The organism is Pseudomonas sp. RIT409, from assembly GCF_003052515.2.
Classification (GTDB): domain Bacteria; phylum Pseudomonadota; class Gammaproteobacteria; order Pseudomonadales; family Pseudomonadaceae; genus Aquipseudomonas.
This window is the reverse complement of the sequence record NZ_QARE02000027.1, coordinates 17,846-34,423: the sequence shown is the minus strand read 5'-3', so window position 1 is coordinate 34,423 and position 16,578 is coordinate 17,846. Positions and strand designations below refer to the sequence as shown.

Sequence of the window (16,578 nt, the reverse complement as noted above, 5' to 3'; positions counted from 1 at the left end):
CCACCGGCCGGAGCCGCTCAAAAAAGCCGGTTGAGGCCATCGTATGCCGCCACCCGATAGGCCTCGGCCATGGTCGGGTAGTTGAAGGTGGTGTTGACGAAATACTTGATGGTATTCAACTCGCCCGGCTGGTTCATGATCGCCTGCCCGATGTGGACGATCTCCGAAGCCTGGTCGCCGAAGCAATGCACACCGAGGATCTGCAAGGTTTCGCGATGGAACAGAATCTTCAGCATGCCGACCGGCTCGTTGGAAATCTGTGCGCGGGCCATGCTTTTGAAGAATGCCTTGCCTACCTCGTAGGGAATCTTGGCCTGGGTCAGGTCATGTTCGTTCTGGCCGATCGAGCTGATCTCCGGGATGGTGTAGATGCCGGTCGGCACGTCGTTGACGAAGCGCCACGTGCCGTTGTCCACCGCCTTGCCCGATGCCGAACGGCCTTGGTCGTAAGCAGCACTGGCCAGGCTCGGCCAGCCGATCACATCGCCTGCGCCGTAAATGGTCGGCTGGCTGGTCCGGTATTCCTCGTCGACCTCGATCTGGCCACGGCCGTTGGCCTTGATGCCGACGTTTTCCAGCCCCAGCTTGTCGGTATTGCCTGTCCGACCGTTGCACCAGAGCAAGGCATCGGCCTTGACCTTCTTACCGGATTTGAGGTGCAGGATCACCCCGTTGTCCAGCCCCTCCACCCGCTCGTACTCCTCGTTGTGACGGACCATCACATTGTTGTTGCTGAAGTGATAGCTCAAGCCTTGCGAGATTTCCGCATCCAGGAAGCTCAGCAACTGGTCACGGTTGTCGATCAGTTCGATATCGACCCCCAGGCCACTGAAAATCGAGGCATATTCGCAGCCGATGACGCCCGCCCCGTAGATGATCAGCTTGCGTGGCGTGTGATTGAGACTGAGGATGGTGTCGCTGTCATAGATACGCTTATGGTTGAAATCGATGTCAGCCGGGCGATAGGGGCGTGAGCCGGTGGCAATGATGATCTGATTGGCCACCAGCTTTTCCACCACGCCGGTGTTGCAGACCACATCGATGGTGCGCTCGTCGGCGAAGCTGCCGGTGCCGAAAAATACATCGACGCGATTGCGCGCGTAGTACCCGGTGCGTGAGGCGACCTGTTTGTTGATGACCTTCTCGGCACTTTTCAGCACGTCGGGAAAGGAAAACCAGCGTGGCTCACCGATGGCCCGGAACATCGGGTTGGTGTTGAACTGGATGATCTGCTTGACCGAGTGACGCAGCGCCTTGGACGGAATCGTGCCCAAGTGGGTGCAGTTGCCACCGACCTGGCGGCGGCTGTCGACCATCGCCACCTTGCGCCCAGCCTTGGCAGCGTTCATCGCCGCGCCTTCTCCCGCCGGACCGGAACCCAGCACCACTACGTCGTAGTTGTAGACAGCCATGCGTACTCCTCAGAACAGGCCGAGACGCCACGCTGGCGTCTCCGGCTAACTCACACCGCCACGAACGGCGTGAAGAACGAAACTCGCGGCGCAGTCTAATCGCCCTGCGCAGCGGCGAACATTAACCCTTGGTCGTGTCACGGACGAATGAGGCGGTGGCCCATGACGCTCGGATAGCCGGTCGGGTGCCGGATTGCTGCGGATGATAATGCCCCTGGCACCCGGAATCCCAATAAAAGCTGCAATTTTGTGCGTTTGCAGGCGTCCGGTCGAGGTCTTGATGGGTTTCCATCATCGTGCCAGCGGCAGAAACAGGCGCTGGGCAACGTCCATGCCTATGCGGCTGCGGTAAATGCTCACCACCTCGCTGTCGGTCTTCGCGGCCCTCACCTGCGCCTTGTACCCGACGAAACGCTGCGCCGGCAGTTTCAAATGCGCGGTCAGGAACGCAGCGGCAGCGGCATCCTCGCTTGCGTAGTGAAAGTGTGCCCACCACAACTCGCGTTGCTGCTTGTCGCGTATCACGTACTCCTGAAGAAAATCATTGCGCTTGCTGCCCGACATATTCTTTCGTCCGTCGTACCGAGCGATATCGATCTCGTTTTCGTGGGCCAGGTAGCTCAACCGCGCCGCCGTCGGCGGTTGCGCCTTGATCATGGCGATGCGCAGCGCCCGCCCCTCGTCCCGTAACCGCGCGGCACTCGAACGTAACGCTTCCACAGTCTGTCGAAAGGCATCGGCCGGTGTGTGGGCGGTGTTTGCCTCCCGCTTCGCCACGAGTCGGTCAGCCAAGGTGCTCAGGCTGTCGGCATGGGTGGCGAGCATGTCCTGAATGTCGGCCGGCTCATAAGGGCGTCTTGCCAGACGCCGTGCGCTGGCGATATTCGCCTCGACTCGCCCGAGGGCCACGCGGGCCTGGTCGTGCAGCTCACTTAGCGCGACGTCGGGCACTGCTGCTACCGGGCGATCGGAAGGCTGCGCCTGTTGTGCTTCGACCCACTCCCCGTTGTCATGCAGGTGATAGGTGCTGACGACCGTTTCGTCGGTGCCCTTGATGATGTCCACCACTGCACCGGGCAGCTCCGACTCGCCTTCTCTCACCCGACCCACCAACGTACGATGCCCTCGGGTCTTGATCACCCGCTTACGAGGCTGCTTGATGGCCGGCACATACACGACGGGCTTTTCCGGCGGCTCCGCACTGTCTCTGACCAGGCTGGACAGGCGGTGCTCAGCGCGGGCGACCACCTCGTTGAACGCGTCGAAAAACCGCTGGTAGTGCACCGTATCCAGCGTCTCGAACGCGTTGTCCTTCGCATGGTTCATGATCAACGCGCAACGCTCGTACTCGCGGAGGGAGCTTTCGAGGACGTCGATCTGTGCGGCAGGGGTGTAGTCATTAGGCCTCTCCAGCTCGGCCTGAGAACTGACGGCTTCATGCAAGGCTTCGTCGGTACGCAGAGCCTTGAGCCTCTGGTCGCCTAGACCGGACAGAATGTCTTCCGGGGTAAAGCTCAGCTCCAGCAACGACCACATGCGGTCGATCCGCCATTCCAGAGGGCTCATCAAGCCATTCTGCTGCAGCTCCAGCACTTCATCGCGCCAGTACGCCTCGCCCACCTTCGGGATTTGCCTCAACCGCTGCCAAAGACGGTCTCTGACCTCCGACCAGTGCACGCCGCGGTCTTGCAACGCGGCCATGTCTTCGAACAGCTTCAGGTAGGCATCGACATTGTTCGCGGCGACCATGCCGTCGGACCCGGCGCGCAAATCCTCCAGCAGGCCGCGCGCCAGTTTGGAGGTTTTCTGCGCCAACACACTTTCCAGAAACGCGATGCGTCGCACCACGCCTTGGAGATCGGCCGCCATGGTCTTGTCCCCCAGGCGGTCGGCAACACGTAGGGTTCGCTGCAACTGATCACGCTCTTCGAAGACGGCGATGAGCGCGTTAAGGTCGGTTTCGATCAGGTCATACAGTGCGGGCGGCAGTTGCCGATCGGTTCGGCGACAGGTTTCGGCCCAACCGACGAATTTGTCGTATAACGCGAGCTTGCGCTGAACCAGCAGCGCATCCCGCTCGGTGACGTCCCGGAGTGTGGCGGCATTTTCCTGGGCCATCAGGCGCGCATTACGCTTGGGCCCTCCCCCGCGCAGCTTCAGGGAGAGATCGATGACCCAGTGCTGACCATCCCGACGCAACAACGGGCCGGTCAAGTCTTCACCCTGAGGCGCGACCACTCGGACTTCACCGTTGACGAACGCCACGCGGTATACGCCGCTGTCGAGCTTCACCTGCCACTGCTGCCCATGCCGATACAGTCCTTCCCTGCCCGGCTCGGTGGACGGCAGACCCAGTTCCGGCTCCGGCACAAGCTTCAGACGCTGCAGCGCCTCAGCCTGATCGGCCGTCAGCCGCCGACCTAGCGCGGACCAGGAAAAATCCAGTGCCTCCTGGGCGCCCAAGGCTTCAGCCCCGACGGCATCGGCCGTCGGGGCCTCACCCACCGATTCGGTCGCCTGGACCGCCGACATCTCGCTTGGGCGACCTCGCCCATGCAGCAACACCGTCGCCAGCGTTAGCAACAGCGCATTCCAGGCGTCGATGCGCCCGGAATCGGCCTTGCGACGATCGAAAGCCAGCACACGGTCCGCGGCGCTCATCAATTGCACCAGCCAGACGGCCATGGCCACGCCGCCGTTGAGAAACGGCAGGACCAACTCCAGCGTCAGCCAACCGCCGCGCTGGATCATCGACCAGCGACTTTCCGCGTTTGATACCGATTGCCGGTCAGCCAGTGTCACCAGGGCGTTGGCATTGGTGTCGAATAACACCTGCATCACGTCACCGGTGATTGCCACGGCGCTCAACTGCGCCGGCGCAGGCGTTTGCAGGGGCGCGAAGTCCGATCCCAGGCCGAAGCGGACGATGTGCGGTGCCTCGAAGCCGCCATTGGCGTAGCGTCCGCGCCCGTGCTCCGTCATCCACGCCAGTACCTCGTCTTGCAGGTCCTGCTGCGAAACGACGGCGTCTCGCAGCGCCGTCCAGGTCGCGTATTCCGACAGCGGCAACCGGGCGAACGGACGGTAAAGAATGAAGGGGCCCGTATCGGTGCGGGATGAGCCGATGACGAACATGTTGCAGACTTCATCAGGGCGGGCATCGGGCGTACTCAGAAAGCCCAGCGGGCGTAAGACCACATCGCGGTTGGGCACCTCGTCCAGCAACGAACAGACCGTCCGATACCCGCTTTCGGTGAGTTGGCCCTGTTGACGAAGTTTCTGTTCCAGCGCCTTGAGCGGTAACTGCACCTTCAGCTGCTCGGCGAACAGTCGCTTTCGCCTAGCGGCCTGCACCCTGTCGCTGATCAGGTAGTGACGCACTCGCGCGGGGTAGACCTCGCCGATGTTCACTCTCGAAACCAGATCTTTCAGATAATCGGGGGTCAGCCATGCGGGCAGCGGTCCACCGTCGGCGAGCGTCAAGGTGAGGGTGCCGGGGGGCAAGCTGGCCAAATTGCCGAGTGCAAAAGCGGCAACGCTCATACGTACCGGTTCGATGCTGCCCGTCGCAATGATTTGCCCGGCGGAGGGCACTGCAGCGGCGACCACCTTCGCGATGTGCACGGTGACGTCATCGAGGGTCAGATGGCTGGCTTCGGGATGATCCTTTCTCAGCTCATCCTGCATGGCCTTGCGCGCGTAATCCTGAATCGGCGGCAGATCGTCATCCCATGACCGCCCCCCTGCTCGCGCGGTGGTCACGGCCAAGGCCGTCAGCCGCTCGCTGAAGTCCAGCCGGTCACGCGCAGAAGCACTGCTCAGCCAGGTCGGGAGCTGGTCCAGACGCGAAACATGAGGCGCCAGCCGCTTGCGGTGGAAGTCGGTAAGCAGAGGGCTGATATCAGTGACATTGGCCAGGTAGCGCTCGATGTCATCGAAATCGGCGAGCCCCTGTGCGCAGACCTGCAGAATGGCCCGCACTTGGGCGTCAAGCACGTTGAACGCGCGACGCGGGTCATCCATGCCCTGAACGCCCTCGATCGAGCCGCTTTCGACACGGGCCTGCTGTTCGAGCCGCTCCGCCAACTGCAGGGCCGGGCTCTGCGATCCGGGCTCGGCCCGGTCCCAAAAGGCGATCACTGCCTGCGCGAACGTGCGAGGAAGCTCCAGCGCGACGCTGTCGATCAGTTCGGCCAGTTGCTCGACATCGACGTTGTCGATGGGCGCCCGTCTGTTAGAACCCTCTGTCACCAGCGTCTGCACCCCGCTTCGCCAGCGTAGCGTCTTGCCGGTCGCGAAACGCCAATGGAGGGCTGAAACCAGCGTCTCACCCGTGTCCGGAGGTGGGCCCACGACCCTTGTGCTGTCAGGGTCGAGGTGCGATGCGGGGAAGCGGACGTCGAGTTCGGTTTTTAACGCGGTCGTGGCCACGGAAGACAATCGAGGGCGTCGGGAAAAGGTATCGATGAGGTCAAGGCGGGTTGGCATGGTGAAAGGTCTCGCGCAAATCACTGAACACTGGACGTACAGGGCGTCCAGCTCTAAAGGTCAGGCGAGTTAACGGGATAAGCCCACTGGGTGTGACATAACTATGTAGTGCGATCAGCGGTAAGGCATGGGGCGAACCGAGGTGTATGACGAATGTCTTCTGATTGCCATCCGCCAGTTTTACACATATCGTTACAAATCTGCGCCGTGAGAGGCCAAGCTCGGACGGCGCAGGAGAGGACGCATAAATACAACGGATCCCCCCAGCTAGACAGCAAAGTGAGTAATTTCAAATGGCCTCGAATACAGGCAAAGGCAAGGCGATATTTCGCGTTGTCAGCGGCAACTTCCTTGAAATGTTCGACTTTATGGTCTACGGCTTTTACGCCACTGCCATTGCCAAAGCATTTTTCCCAGCCGACAGTGAATTCGCATCCTTGATGCTGTCATTGGCGACCTTCGGCGCAGGCTTCCTGATGCGCCCCCTGGGGGCCATCTTTCTCGGCGCCTACATCGACCATCACGGCCGCAAGAAGGGCCTGATCATCACCCTGGCATTGATGGCCATGGGCACCCTGTTGATTGCCTTCGTGCCGGGCTACGCCACATTGGGTGTGGCGGCGCCGCTCTTGGTGCTGATCGGCCGCCTGCTCCAGGGTTTTTCCGCCGGCGTGGAGCTGGGTGGTGTGTCGGTGTACCTCGCCGAGATTTCGACCCCGGGCCGCAAAGGCTTCTTCGTTAGCTGGCAGTCCGCCAGCCAACAGGCCGCCGTGGTGTTCGCCGGGTTGCTGGGGGTTGCCTTGAACCACTGGCTCACCCCCGAAGACATGACCCAGTGGGGCTGGCGTGTACCCTTCCTGGTGGGCTGCATGATCGTTCCGGCGATCTTCATCATCCGTCGCTCGCTGGAAGAAACGCCTGAGTTCGAAGCCCGCGCACGCCACCACCGCCCGACCTTGAGCGAAGTGGTGAAATCCATCGGCGCCAACTTCGGCCTGGTCGTGGCGGGGATGGCCCTGGTGGTCATGACCACCGTGTCCTTCTACCTGATCACGGCCTATACCCCGACCTTCGGCAAGACCGAACTGCACCTGTCTGACCTGGACAGCCTGTTGGTGACCGTCTGCGTGGGGATTTCCAACTTCATCTGGCTGCCGGTGATGGGCGCCGTATCCGACAAGATCGGCCGCAAGCCGCTGCTGCTCGCTGCCACCATCCTCGCCATTGTCACCGCCTACCCGGCCCTGTCCTGGCTGACCGCCAACCCCAGCTTCGGCAACCTGTTGATGGTCGAGTTGTGGCTGTCCTTCCTGTACGGCTCCTACAACGGTGCCATGGTGGTGTCCCTGACCGAAATCATGCCAGCGGAAGTGCGCACCACGGGTTTCTCGCTGGCCTACAGCCTGGCGACCGCAACCTTCGGCGGCTTCACGCCCGCGGCGTGCACCTACCTGATCCACGAGCTGAACAACAAGGCGGCCCCTGGCATCTGGCTGAGCGGCGCTGCCGTGTTGGGCCTGATTGCCACGCTGGTGCTGTTCCGCAAAGGGCAGAATCAGGTGCGGGGCGCGGCGACAGCCTGATCGCCTGCCCACGACACTGGCCACGACGCCCCGGAAACGGGGCGTTTTCTTTTGCGCCGCCTGCGCGTCGCGCTACAAGGACAACCCTTGAAAGTGGGCCTGGAGAAACTCAACGCATGCCCGCAGCTTGCCTGAACTGGCCAGCCGCGTCGGGTAGACGGCCCAGACATTGGCGCTTTCGGTGTACTCGGGCAGCACCTGCACCAACCGGCCTTGCTCCAGAAACGGTTTGACGTCCCACAGCGACCGTTGCAGCACCCCTCTCCCATCGAGGGCCCATTGCAGAACGATCTCGCCACTGTTCGAAGACAGCGGGCCGCACACCCGGACACTCTCAGCCACACCCTCCCGTTCCACTTGCCAGATGCCGAAAGCATTGTCCCGCTCCTTGATCACCAGGCAGTCATGGTGCTCCAGGTCGCTCAAGCGCTGTGGCGTGCCGCGCCGTGCGAGGTACTCCGGCGCCGCGCACAGCACCCGGCGGTTGCTCACCAGCTGGCGGCCGATGTGTTGGCCGGGAATGTCATCGCCGACGCGGATCTCCAGGTCGAAGCCCTCATCGACGATATTGACCACTCGGTCGAACACGTCCAGGCGCACTTCAAGCTCCGGGTAGGCCTGCGCCAGTTTCGAAATGGCCGGGGCAACGTGATGACGGCCGAAACCAAATGAAGTGCACAAGTGCAACCGACCACGGGGAGCGGCATGGGCATCGGAAAGTTCGTCATGCAGGCGCTGGAAATCCTCGAGGATGCGTATCGCCCAACGCTGAACCCTTTCGCCATCTTCGGTCAGTGCCACCTTGCGGCTGGTGCGATGCAACAACCGCGTCGCCAGGGTCGCTTCGAGGATCTGAATACGTTTGCTGACATAGGCTGGAGACAAGCCCAGCTCATCGGCCGCCGCTGCAAAGCCGGCTTTGCGGATGACGGTCAGGAATACCCGCAGGTCTTCGGGCAGGGGTGCCACTTCTTTTTTTGAGGTCATGCGGCTTCTTTCAACGTGCGTCATGGGTGGGGTGCGTGCGACGGAGAATACCATTCCGAGCCAGACACCCATTTCAAAACGTACCGGCATATCTCCGAATGCTATAAAAATATGGAATTCAGTTCTTTTACGGAATAACTCACAACCTCTATAAATAGTCCACTTCTTCCAAAAGCCACTGATTCAGCTCGAAGGACTTGTCATGGATGTTTTCTGGTTTCTCCCGACTCACGGCGATGGCCATTACCTGGGCACCACCCAGGGCGCGCGCCCGGTTACGCTCAACTATCTGAAGCAAGTGGCGCAGGCGGCCGATGATCTGGGGTACCACGGCGTATTGATCCCGACCGGTCGCTCCTGCGAAGACTCCTGGGTCATCGCTTCGGCGCTGGTGCCGCTTACCGAGCGGCTGCGCTATCTGGTGGCGATCCGTCCCGGCATCATCTCTCCCACGGTCTCCGCACGCATGGCCGCGACCCTGGATCGGCTCTCCGGTGGTCGCCTGCTGATCAACGTCGTGACCGGCGGCGACCCCGACGAAAACCGGGGCGACGGCAGCTTCCTCGACCACAGCGAGCGCTACGAGGTCACCGACGAATTTCTGAAAATCTGGCGCCGGGTGCTGCAAGGCGAAGCGGTGGATTTCGAAGGCAAGCACCTGAAGGTCCAGAATGCCAAGGCGCTGTATCCGCCGATTCAGAAGCCCTATCCGCCGCTGTATTTCGGCGGCTCTTCGCAGGCGGCTCACGAACTGGCGGCCGAGCAGGTCGATGTTTACCTGACATGGGGCGAACCCCCGGCAGCGGTGGCGGAGAAACTCGCCGACATTCGTGAGCGCGCCGCCCGCAATGGCCGCACCGTGAAATTCGGCATCCGTCTGCATGTGATCGTCCGCCAGACCAGCGAAGAAGCATGGAAAGCCGCCAACACCCTGATCGAGCACATCAGCGACGAAACCATCGCTGCCGCCCAGAAATCTTTCGCTCGCTTCGACTCCGAAGGCCAGCGCCGGATGGCTGCGCTGCATGATGGCCGTCGTGACAATCTGGAAATCGCGCCCAACCTGTGGGCCGGCGTAGGCTTGGTACGGGGCGGCGCGGGCACCGCGTTGGTCGGCAACCCTGAAGAGGTCGCGGCGCGGATCAAGGAATACGCCGACCTGGGCATCGAGAGCTTCATTTTTTCCGGGTATCCGCACCTGGAAGAAGCCTACCGCTTCGCGGAGCTGGTGTTCCCTCTGCTGCCTGAGCCCTACCGCAGCCTGGCCGGTCGCGGCATCACCAACCTCACCGGGCCGTTCGGCGAAATGATCGCCAACGATTTGCCGCCGCAAAAATAGCGCGCCATGAACACTCTGTGGCAGTGAGCCTGCTCACTCCCGCAGGGGCCCCGCACACCGTGCGACCGCGTCCAGTTCGGAGAGCCGGTCTCTCCCACCGCGACCAGGAGCCCCCCTTGATGACTGCCAGCGTTCCGTTTCAACCACAAGTGATACCCATGCAGCTATTGACCCTACCGCCCTCGCCCGCATTGGCCACGTCGATCCGCGCCACTGCGCAGGTGTTCGAGGACCCCAAGTCACAAGCCTTGCTTGCCCATGTGCAACAGGTCGCACCCAGTGACGCCAGTGTCTTGATCATTGGCGAAACCGGCACCGGGAAAGAGTTGGTGGCGCGCCACATTCACAACCTCAGCGCTCGCCGCCACCAGCCGTTCGTGGCGGTCAACTGTGGAGCCTTTTCCGAGTCGCTGGTGGAGGCCGAACTGTTCGGCCATGAAAAGGGCGCCTTCACCGGTGCCTTGACCGCCAAGCCAGGCTGGTTCGAAGAGGCCAACGGCGGCACGCTGTTCCTCGATGAAATTGGCGATCTGCCCATGGTCATTCAGGTCAAGCTGTTGCGCGTCTTGCAGGAGCGCGAAGTGGTCCGGCTGGGCTCGCGCAAAAGCACGCCGATCAACGTTCGGGTGCTGGCGGCAACCAACGTGCAACTGGAGCGGGCCATCAACGCCGGGCATTTTCGCGAGGACCTTTTCTACCGCCTGAACGTGGTCAATCTCGAATTGAGCACCCTGCGCGAACGCCCTGGCGACATCATGCCCTTGACCCGTCACTTCGTTGACGTCTACAGCCAGCGGTTGGGCTGCGGCCCGATTCAGATCAGCCACGAAGCCGAGTCGAAACTTCGCGCCTACGGATGGCCGGGCAACATTCGTGAGCTGGAAAACGTCATCCATCACACCCTGCTGATTTGCCGTAACGGGGTCATCCAGGCCAGCGACCTGCGCTTGTCGAACCTGCGTCTGGAGCGTCAGGACGACGCGGCGCCTGCGACGGACGATTCCACCGACGCCCTGCTCGCCCGGGCGTTCCAGAACCTGTTCGAGGAGCAGGCCGGAGCCTTGCACGAGAAAGTCGAAGACGCTCTACTGCGCGCCGCCTATCGCTTCAGTCACTACAACCAGGTGCACACCGCTCAACTGCTGGGGTTGAGCCGCAATGTGATCCGCGCCCGGCTGATCAAGATCGGTGAACTGGCGGTGAACAAGCGGCGCCCCGGCGAGCAATTGCAGGGTGACCGAATGGTGCAGGTGTCGGTCTGACGCGATACGGTTCGCCTCGCTCGCAGCCACGGCGACTGTGCGAGACCCACGCGTGACGATTGCTGCGAAACAGTTCCGACGCCAGTGCCCCGGCTTGCGGCAAGCCATCGGCCAAGGTCTGCGGCGCGACACGGCCCGGCATCGTTCGCGCTTCAACGCCGCCCGACGATTTCGCCAACTTGCTCATACGCGTTGAAGGTGATGGCTTTGGTCTCGTACGCACGGATCAGCCCCCAGACATCCCCCTCACCCTGCTCCGAATTGGCCACCGCCGCCTCACAATCCTCCTTGGACTGCCACAGCACATGGCTGAGCACGCGCTGACGATCTTCGCTGACATGCACACTGGCGCGAATGAAACCCGGATAGGTCCGAGTGAACCCTTCGAAGCGTTCCTGGAGGGCCACTACCAAATTGGCCTGGTGGCGCGGATCGACGACGAATTCGACGAACTGACTGAAAGGAAAGTTGGGGTGTTGTGACGTCATGAACGCTCTCCACAGATGGACGAAAACGCTGAACAGCATGCTGTCGGCCCGCTTAGTCGACACTACGTTTCTTGCGCCGCATTGCCTGTTGCGGACCGAGGCGAGCAAGGGTAAAACCTCCACTTAACTAGAGGTCAAGCCCTTAGCCTATCGATCAAGTGAACCGAGACCTCCCATGCGTACCCCTGAATCATTGCACTTGGCCCGGGAATTGACTGTGGGGCAATTGGCTGCCCGCAGCGGCGTGGCCATCACGGCCCTGCGCTTCTATGAAGCCAAAGGCCTGATCGCCAGCCAGCGCAACGCAGGCAATCAGCGGCGCTACCCCCGCGATGTGCTTCGCCGGGTGGCCCTGATCAAGACGGCTCAGCGCCTGGGCATTCCGCTGGCGACCATCCAGGCAGCGCTCGATACCTTGCCTCAGGACCGAGCGCCGACAGTCGAAGACTGGAACAGGTTGTCGGCCTGCTGGAAAGCCGACCTGGACGAGCGCATCAATCGCCTCACGGCATTGCGCGACCAACTCGATGGCTGCATCGGTTGCGGCTGCCTGTCCATGGAGGCCTGCCCCCTGCGCAACTCGGGTGACAGCCTCGGCGAAAGCGGCACCGGCCCGCGCCTGCTGGATCAGGACTGAAGCCCTGCGGGCCGACATGCTCGCCGCGGCGGCATCGGCCCCCGCGGTCATCCGTCGATGGCCACCAACCGCGCCGCCAACGCCTTGGCCTGTAACGCCACATCCGTCACCGCCGTGCTCTCCCACCACAGGCCACGCAACGGCGGGCCCATGGCGAACAGGCGCGAGGACGCCTGCCCTTGCGCATCCACCACGGCGCCGCCGGCGTCCGCCGCAATGCCCAGCGCCAGCGGCCCCGGCTGGATCAGCCCGCGCCTGAGCAGGTTGACCGGCAGCGGTTTGTCCACCCGCCGCCAGTCGTATTGAATACCGCTGGAGTTGATCAATGCGCCGCCGCTGATTTCAGTCGCGTGGTCGTCGCCCCGATAGCGCACGCTGATCCGCACCTGACCCGCTGCCTTGTCGTGCACCTGCTGCAAGCACGCTGCATGAACGTTCAAGCGCCCTTGTTGAAGAAGCCGGTCCAACAGTTGTGCGCTCGGCGGTGGCGAGCGATGGTGATGGCTTTCCCACCAGGGCCGGACATGGCGCACGAATTGCCGCCGCTGACGGTCCGTTGCCTGACTCCACAGACGCGGGATATTCACCCGAACCGTGTCCAGAGGCGCCTGCCAATCGATGCCCTGCGCGATCGCCAGCGCGCACTGCTGACGCAGGGCCCGCACCAGTTGCCGAGGGCTGCGCAGGCCGTGATCGGCTCCCAGAAAATCCGGCCAGGCTGGTGGTTGGCGGCGCACATGGGGCAGCAGACCATGACGCGAAAACACGTCGATGGGGCCTCGATGCCCGGCTGTCTCCAGCGAAACAACCGCATCGACCATGGTCAGCCCGGAGCCAATGATCAGCACCCTTGCGTGAGGGTCGAGCGCTCGCATGGCCACGACGTCCCAGGGGTCGACGGCCGCCGCGTTCAGCGCACCGCCATCGCGCTGAGGTGTGCGCGCCGCCGCAAACATGCCGGTCGCCAGCACCCCAGACCGCCCGTTCAGCAGCCGGCCGTCGGCCAGCGAAACCTGCACGCCCGCTGCATCGCACTGCAGGTCCGTGGCTTCGGCGCGCACATGCTCGACCGTCGACCCATATTGCGCGCCCACGGCCTGGGCTTCGGCCAGACGTTGCTGAACGTAGCCGCCAAAAATGCCCCGTGGCGGAAACAGTTCGGCGACGGGCACATGTTGCTCGTCCGACTCCGGCCAACCGCCCCGGGCGATGAAATCGCTCAACCAGCGAGTCAGGTCATCGGGATCGTCCGGTTCGACCGCCATCCGCGCGGCGTTGCCGTTGAGGGTGTGCCCCAATTCGGTGGCGCTGTACGCCTCGCCTCGCCCGAGCTCCGGCCTCGGTTCAACGATGACGATCTGCCGTTGCCCCGGAAGACGCAGCAGTTGCATCGCCAGCAGCGTGCCGCTGAGGCCACCGCCTACGATCAGAACGTCGGCGTCGGGTCGATTGTTTTCTGAAGTCATTGTCGTTCGCCTTTTCTTCGCCACAACGGCGCGCACGCCCCGATTATGGAGAGGGTGCCTGTGGATTCAAACAGGACGTTGGTCGGCCCGTTCCGGTACGAAGGATGCAAGGCAGGAAACAGGCCTGAAAACGGCCTGTTTTGCTGGGTCAAAGGCGGGCAAAGTGTTGAGGGTGTGTTGCCTGAGCGACACGTGACGATCCGATGGCGATCAGATCGTCGTGCTACGACCCGGCTTTTTCCGGGGCAGCATCAGGTGCGAGAACACCGCGTGCAGATCGTCCGATGCACTGTCCTCGTCCAGGTTGAGCTTGCTGTCGATGTGATCCATGTGGTGCATCATCAGATTGACCGCCAACCCCACGTCCCGCGCCTCGATGGCGTCGATCAACTGCGTGTGTTCGTCATAGGAACAGTGGGATCGGTTGCCGCTCTCGTACTGGGCGATGATCAGCGAGGTCTGCGACACCAGGCTGCGCTGAAAGCTGATCAACGGCGCGTTCTTCGCCGCCTCTGCCAATTTCAGGTGAAACTCGCCGGACAAGCGAATCCCGGCGCCCCGGTCGCCTCGCGAAAAACTGTCGCGCTCATCGCTGACCATCTTGCGCAGTTCATTGAGCTGCTCGGCTGTCGCATGCTCCACCGCCAGTTCGGTGATTGCCTTTTCGACCATCCGACGGGCGAAAAACACCTGCCGCGCCTCTTCGACGCTGGGGCTGGCGACCACCGCACCCCGGTTCGGCCGCAGCAGCACGACGCCTTCATGGGCCAGCCGCGACAGCGCACGCCGGATGATGGTGCGGCTCACGCCGAAAATCTCGCCCAGTGCCTCTTCGCTCAGCTTGGTACCCGGGGCCAGGCGTTGCTCGAGGATCGCCTCGAAAATGTGGGCGTAGACGATGTCGTCCTGGGTACCGCTGCGGCCTGCCTTGGCGGCACGAGGCTGCTTCTTGAGGGGTTGCAACTGATCGTTCATGGGCACTCGTGAGATCTGGATCCGGCTCGGGGCCGTGGCCGTGACGGCTGATGATCGGCGGCCCGAGGCCTACGCCTGGCAGGGATCGCCGTGAATTCATCGTGTAGATAATGGCGCATTGTACACAGTGCGCACCGTCTGAACACTTTTCCGCGCAACCACCCGTTATGCACACAATCCTGGAAAACATCGCCACGGGTTTAAAAACATTATTTGCATTTTTTGTATACAACCGCATAATCCGCGGGTGCAAGTTCCTGACCTTTCAGTCAACAAACGGCTGCCAGATCGACCCGCTTGAGAGAGCAGTTACCGGCTCTGAAAAAAACAACAAAAACGTCCGAGGATTTCACTGTGGAAAGTCGCAAAACCGAAACCACGCCGCTGGATGCTCCCCCACACCCACGCAGCCATCCACGCATTGGCCTGCTGGAACGCCTCTTCAAGCTCAGCCTGCATGGTACGAGCGTCCGGACCGAGCTGCTGGCTGGCCTGACGACATTCATCACCATGGCTTACATCATCTTCGTCAACCCCAACATCATGGCGGACGCCGGCATCGATCACGGGGCGGCGTTCGTCGCGACCTGCATCGCCGCGGCACTGGGTTGCCTGCTGATGGGGCTGTACGCGAACTGGCCGGTCGGCCTGGCACCGGGCATGGGTCTGAACGCTTTCTTCACCTACACCGTGGTCGGCACCATGGGCTACAGCTGGCAAACAGCCTTGGGCGCAGTGTTCATCTCGGGCGTGATCTTCATGATCCTGACCCTTTCACGCATTCGCGAGTGGCTGCTCAACAGCATTCCGGTGAGCTTGCGTTTCGCCATGGGCGCCGGGGTCGGGCTATTCCTCGGTCTGATCGGGCTGAAAACCGCTGGCATCGTGGTGGACAGCCCGGCCACGCTGATCAAACTGGGTTCACTGCGCGAACCCGGGCCGCTCTTGGCGGCGGTGTGCTTTTTGATGATTGCGGTGCTCAGCTACCACCGGGTATTCGGTGCAATCCTGATCAGCATCATCACCGTGACCCTCGCAGGCTGGGGCCTGGGCCTGGTGCATTACAACGGGATTTTTTCCGCACCGCCGAGCCTGGCGCCGACCTGGATGGCCATGGACATCGCAGGCGTGTTCAACGTCAGCATGATCAGCGTGGTGTTGGCCTTCTTGTTCGTGCACATGTTCGACACCGCTGGCACCTTGATGGGTGTCGCGCAACGCGCGGGGCTGGTGAACGACGACGGCCGCATCGAAAACCTGTCGCGGGCTCTGAAGGCCGACAGCGCCTCGAGCGTCGCCGGGGCGATGGTGGGGGTTCCGCCGGTCACCAGTTATGTGGAGAGCGCATCGGGCGTCGCCGCGGGGGGGCGCACCGGTCTCACCGCGGTCACCGTTGGCGTCCTGTTCGTCGCGGCCATGTTCTTCGCGCCCCTGGCGGGCATGATCCCCGCCTATGCCACTGCCGGCGCGCTCATCTACGTGGCGATGCTGATGATGGGCGGCATGGCGCACATCGAGTGGGACGAAGCCACCGATGCCATCCCGGCCATCGTCACCGCAATCATGATGCCGTTGACATTTTCGGTGGCTGACGGCATCGCGTTGGGCTTCATCACTTACGTCGTGCTGAAAGCAGGAACAGGACGCCACAAGGAAATCTCCGTCAGCTTGTGGGCGCTGTGCGCCATTTTCATCGCCAAGTTCGTGTTTCTCTGATCGGGATGATGCCTCGGTCGCGGGGGGCTAGTCGGGCGCGCAGAGGCGCGCCCTTCAGCAATCGTCCGCCAGCCGCGGCACCCGCCATTGTGTGCCCGCATCGAACTAACTGGCTACCCGGGCCTCGCCGATCAGCGTGGTCAGATATGCTCCTCACGAGCCCCTGCCAATGACCCCGACCCCTTCCTCCCCCGGATGCAGCACGCGAAGGCGAAAAAAAGCCCG

Annotated in this window: 11 protein-coding genes; 5 read left to right on the top strand and 6 right to left on the bottom strand. The window is 62.4% G+C overall.

Translation table 11 applies throughout. The features are described 5' to 3' along the window. Positions 1-17: 17 nt before the first annotated feature. Positions 18-1,412 (bottom strand): Si-specific NAD(P)(+) transhydrogenase, encoded by a 1,395-nt coding sequence (gene sthA / locus DBP26_RS24040; protein ID WP_108240019.1) that lies wholly within the window; start codon positions 1,410-1,412, stop codon positions 18-20. A 291-nt stretch (positions 1,413-1,703) separates the two neighbouring features. Further along, the gene (locus tag DBP26_RS24035) at positions 1,704-5,900 is read right to left on the bottom strand and encodes a DUF6543 domain-containing protein (RefSeq protein WP_146749680.1); all 4,197 of its coding nucleotides are present in this window, start codon (positions 5,898-5,900) and stop codon (positions 1,704-1,706) included. 293 nt (positions 5,901-6,193) lie between these two features. Between DBP26_RS24035 and DBP26_RS24030 the strand changes: the two genes are divergently transcribed. After that, a complete protein-coding gene (locus tag DBP26_RS24030) occupies positions 6,194-7,483 on the top strand; it encodes an MFS transporter (RefSeq protein WP_108240021.1) in 1,290 nt (429 codons plus the stop codon). Between the two features lie 72 nt (positions 7,484-7,555). Here DBP26_RS24030 and DBP26_RS24025 read toward each other — a convergent pair whose 3' ends face one another. Then, positions 7,556-8,470, bottom strand: coding sequence for a LysR substrate-binding domain-containing protein (locus DBP26_RS24025; RefSeq protein WP_108240022.1), 915 nt, complete (start codon positions 8,468-8,470; stop codon positions 7,556-7,558). A 202-nt stretch (positions 8,471-8,672) separates the two neighbouring features. On the opposite strand from DBP26_RS24025, the gene ssuD reads away from it, so the two are divergent. Together ssuD and DBP26_RS24015 are read left to right on the top strand one after the other, a co-directional pair. Then, entirely contained in the window at positions 8,673-9,809 is a 1,137-nt protein-coding gene (ssuD, locus tag DBP26_RS24020; RefSeq protein WP_108240023.1) for an FMNH2-dependent alkanesulfonate monooxygenase, read from the top strand. Positions 9,810-9,967: 158 nt separating this feature from the next. Further along, positions 9,968-11,071 carry a sigma-54 dependent transcriptional regulator gene (locus DBP26_RS24015; RefSeq protein ID WP_108240046.1) on the top strand — a complete coding sequence of 368 codons (1,104 nt, stop codon included), beginning with the start codon at positions 9,968-9,970 and terminating at the stop codon, positions 11,069-11,071. 152 nt (positions 11,072-11,223) lie between these two features. On the opposite strand, the gene DBP26_RS24010 is transcribed toward DBP26_RS24015, so the two are convergent. Next, the gene (locus DBP26_RS24010; protein ID WP_158541447.1) at positions 11,224-11,559 is read right to left on the bottom strand and encodes an antibiotic biosynthesis monooxygenase; all 336 of its coding nucleotides are present in this window, start codon (positions 11,557-11,559) and stop codon (positions 11,224-11,226) included. Positions 11,560-11,734: 175 nt separating this feature from the next. On the opposite strand from DBP26_RS24010, the gene soxR reads away from it, so the two are divergent. Continuing rightward, positions 11,735-12,196 (top strand): redox-sensitive transcriptional activator SoxR, encoded by a 462-nt coding sequence (gene soxR, locus DBP26_RS24005; RefSeq protein WP_108240025.1) that lies wholly within the window; start codon positions 11,735-11,737, stop codon positions 12,194-12,196. A gap of 47 nt (positions 12,197-12,243) precedes the next feature. On the opposite strand, the gene DBP26_RS24000 is transcribed toward soxR, so the two are convergent. Both DBP26_RS24000 and DBP26_RS23995 read right to left on the bottom strand, forming a co-directional pair. Further along, positions 12,244-13,662, bottom strand: coding sequence for an FAD/NAD(P)-binding protein (locus DBP26_RS24000; protein WP_108240026.1), 1,419 nt, complete (start codon positions 13,660-13,662; stop codon positions 12,244-12,246). A gap of 210 nt (positions 13,663-13,872) precedes the next feature. Continuing rightward, positions 13,873-14,637 (bottom strand): GntR family transcriptional regulator, encoded by a 765-nt coding sequence (locus DBP26_RS23995; protein WP_108240027.1) that lies wholly within the window; start codon positions 14,635-14,637, stop codon positions 13,873-13,875. Between the two features lie 384 nt (positions 14,638-15,021). On the opposite strand from DBP26_RS23995, the gene DBP26_RS23990 reads away from it, so the two are divergent. Further along, on the top strand, positions 15,022-16,353 hold the full coding sequence (locus tag DBP26_RS23990) for an NCS2 family permease (RefSeq protein ID WP_108240047.1): 1,332 nt from the start codon (positions 15,022-15,024) through the stop codon (positions 16,351-16,353). Positions 16,354-16,578: the final 225 nt, after the last annotated feature.

Bases quoted from the DNA above. Each gene is read 5' to 3' on its own strand.
- DBP26_RS24035 (WP_146749680.1), bottom strand. From the start codon at position 5,900: ATGCCAACCCGCCTTGACCTCATCGATACCTTTTCCCGACGCCCTCGA.
- ssuD (WP_108240023.1), top strand. From the start codon at position 8,673: ATGGATGTTTTCTGGTTTCTCCCGACTCACGGCGATGGCCATTACCTG.
- DBP26_RS23995 (WP_108240027.1), bottom strand. From the start codon at position 14,637: ATGAACGATCAGTTGCAACCCCTCAAGAAGCAGCCTCGTGCCGCCAAG.
- DBP26_RS24030 (WP_108240021.1), top strand. From the start codon at position 6,194: ATGGCCTCGAATACAGGCAAAGGCAAGGCGATATTTCGCGTTGTCAGC.
- DBP26_RS24010 (WP_158541447.1), bottom strand. From the start codon at position 11,559: ATGACGTCACAACACCCCAACTTTCCTTTCAGTCAGTTCGTCGAATTC.
- DBP26_RS24025 (WP_108240022.1), bottom strand. From the start codon at position 8,470: ATGACCTCAAAAAAAGAAGTGGCACCCCTGCCCGAAGACCTGCGGGTA.
- sthA (WP_108240019.1), bottom strand. From the start codon at position 1,412: ATGGCTGTCTACAACTACGACGTAGTGGTGCTGGGTTCCGGTCCGGCG.
- DBP26_RS24000 (WP_108240026.1), bottom strand. From the start codon at position 13,662: ATGACTTCAGAAAACAATCGACCCGACGCCGACGTTCTGATCGTAGGC.
- DBP26_RS24015 (WP_108240046.1), top strand. From the start codon at position 9,968: ATGCAGCTATTGACCCTACCGCCCTCGCCCGCATTGGCCACGTCGATC.
- soxR (WP_108240025.1), top strand. From the start codon at position 11,735: ATGCGTACCCCTGAATCATTGCACTTGGCCCGGGAATTGACTGTGGGG.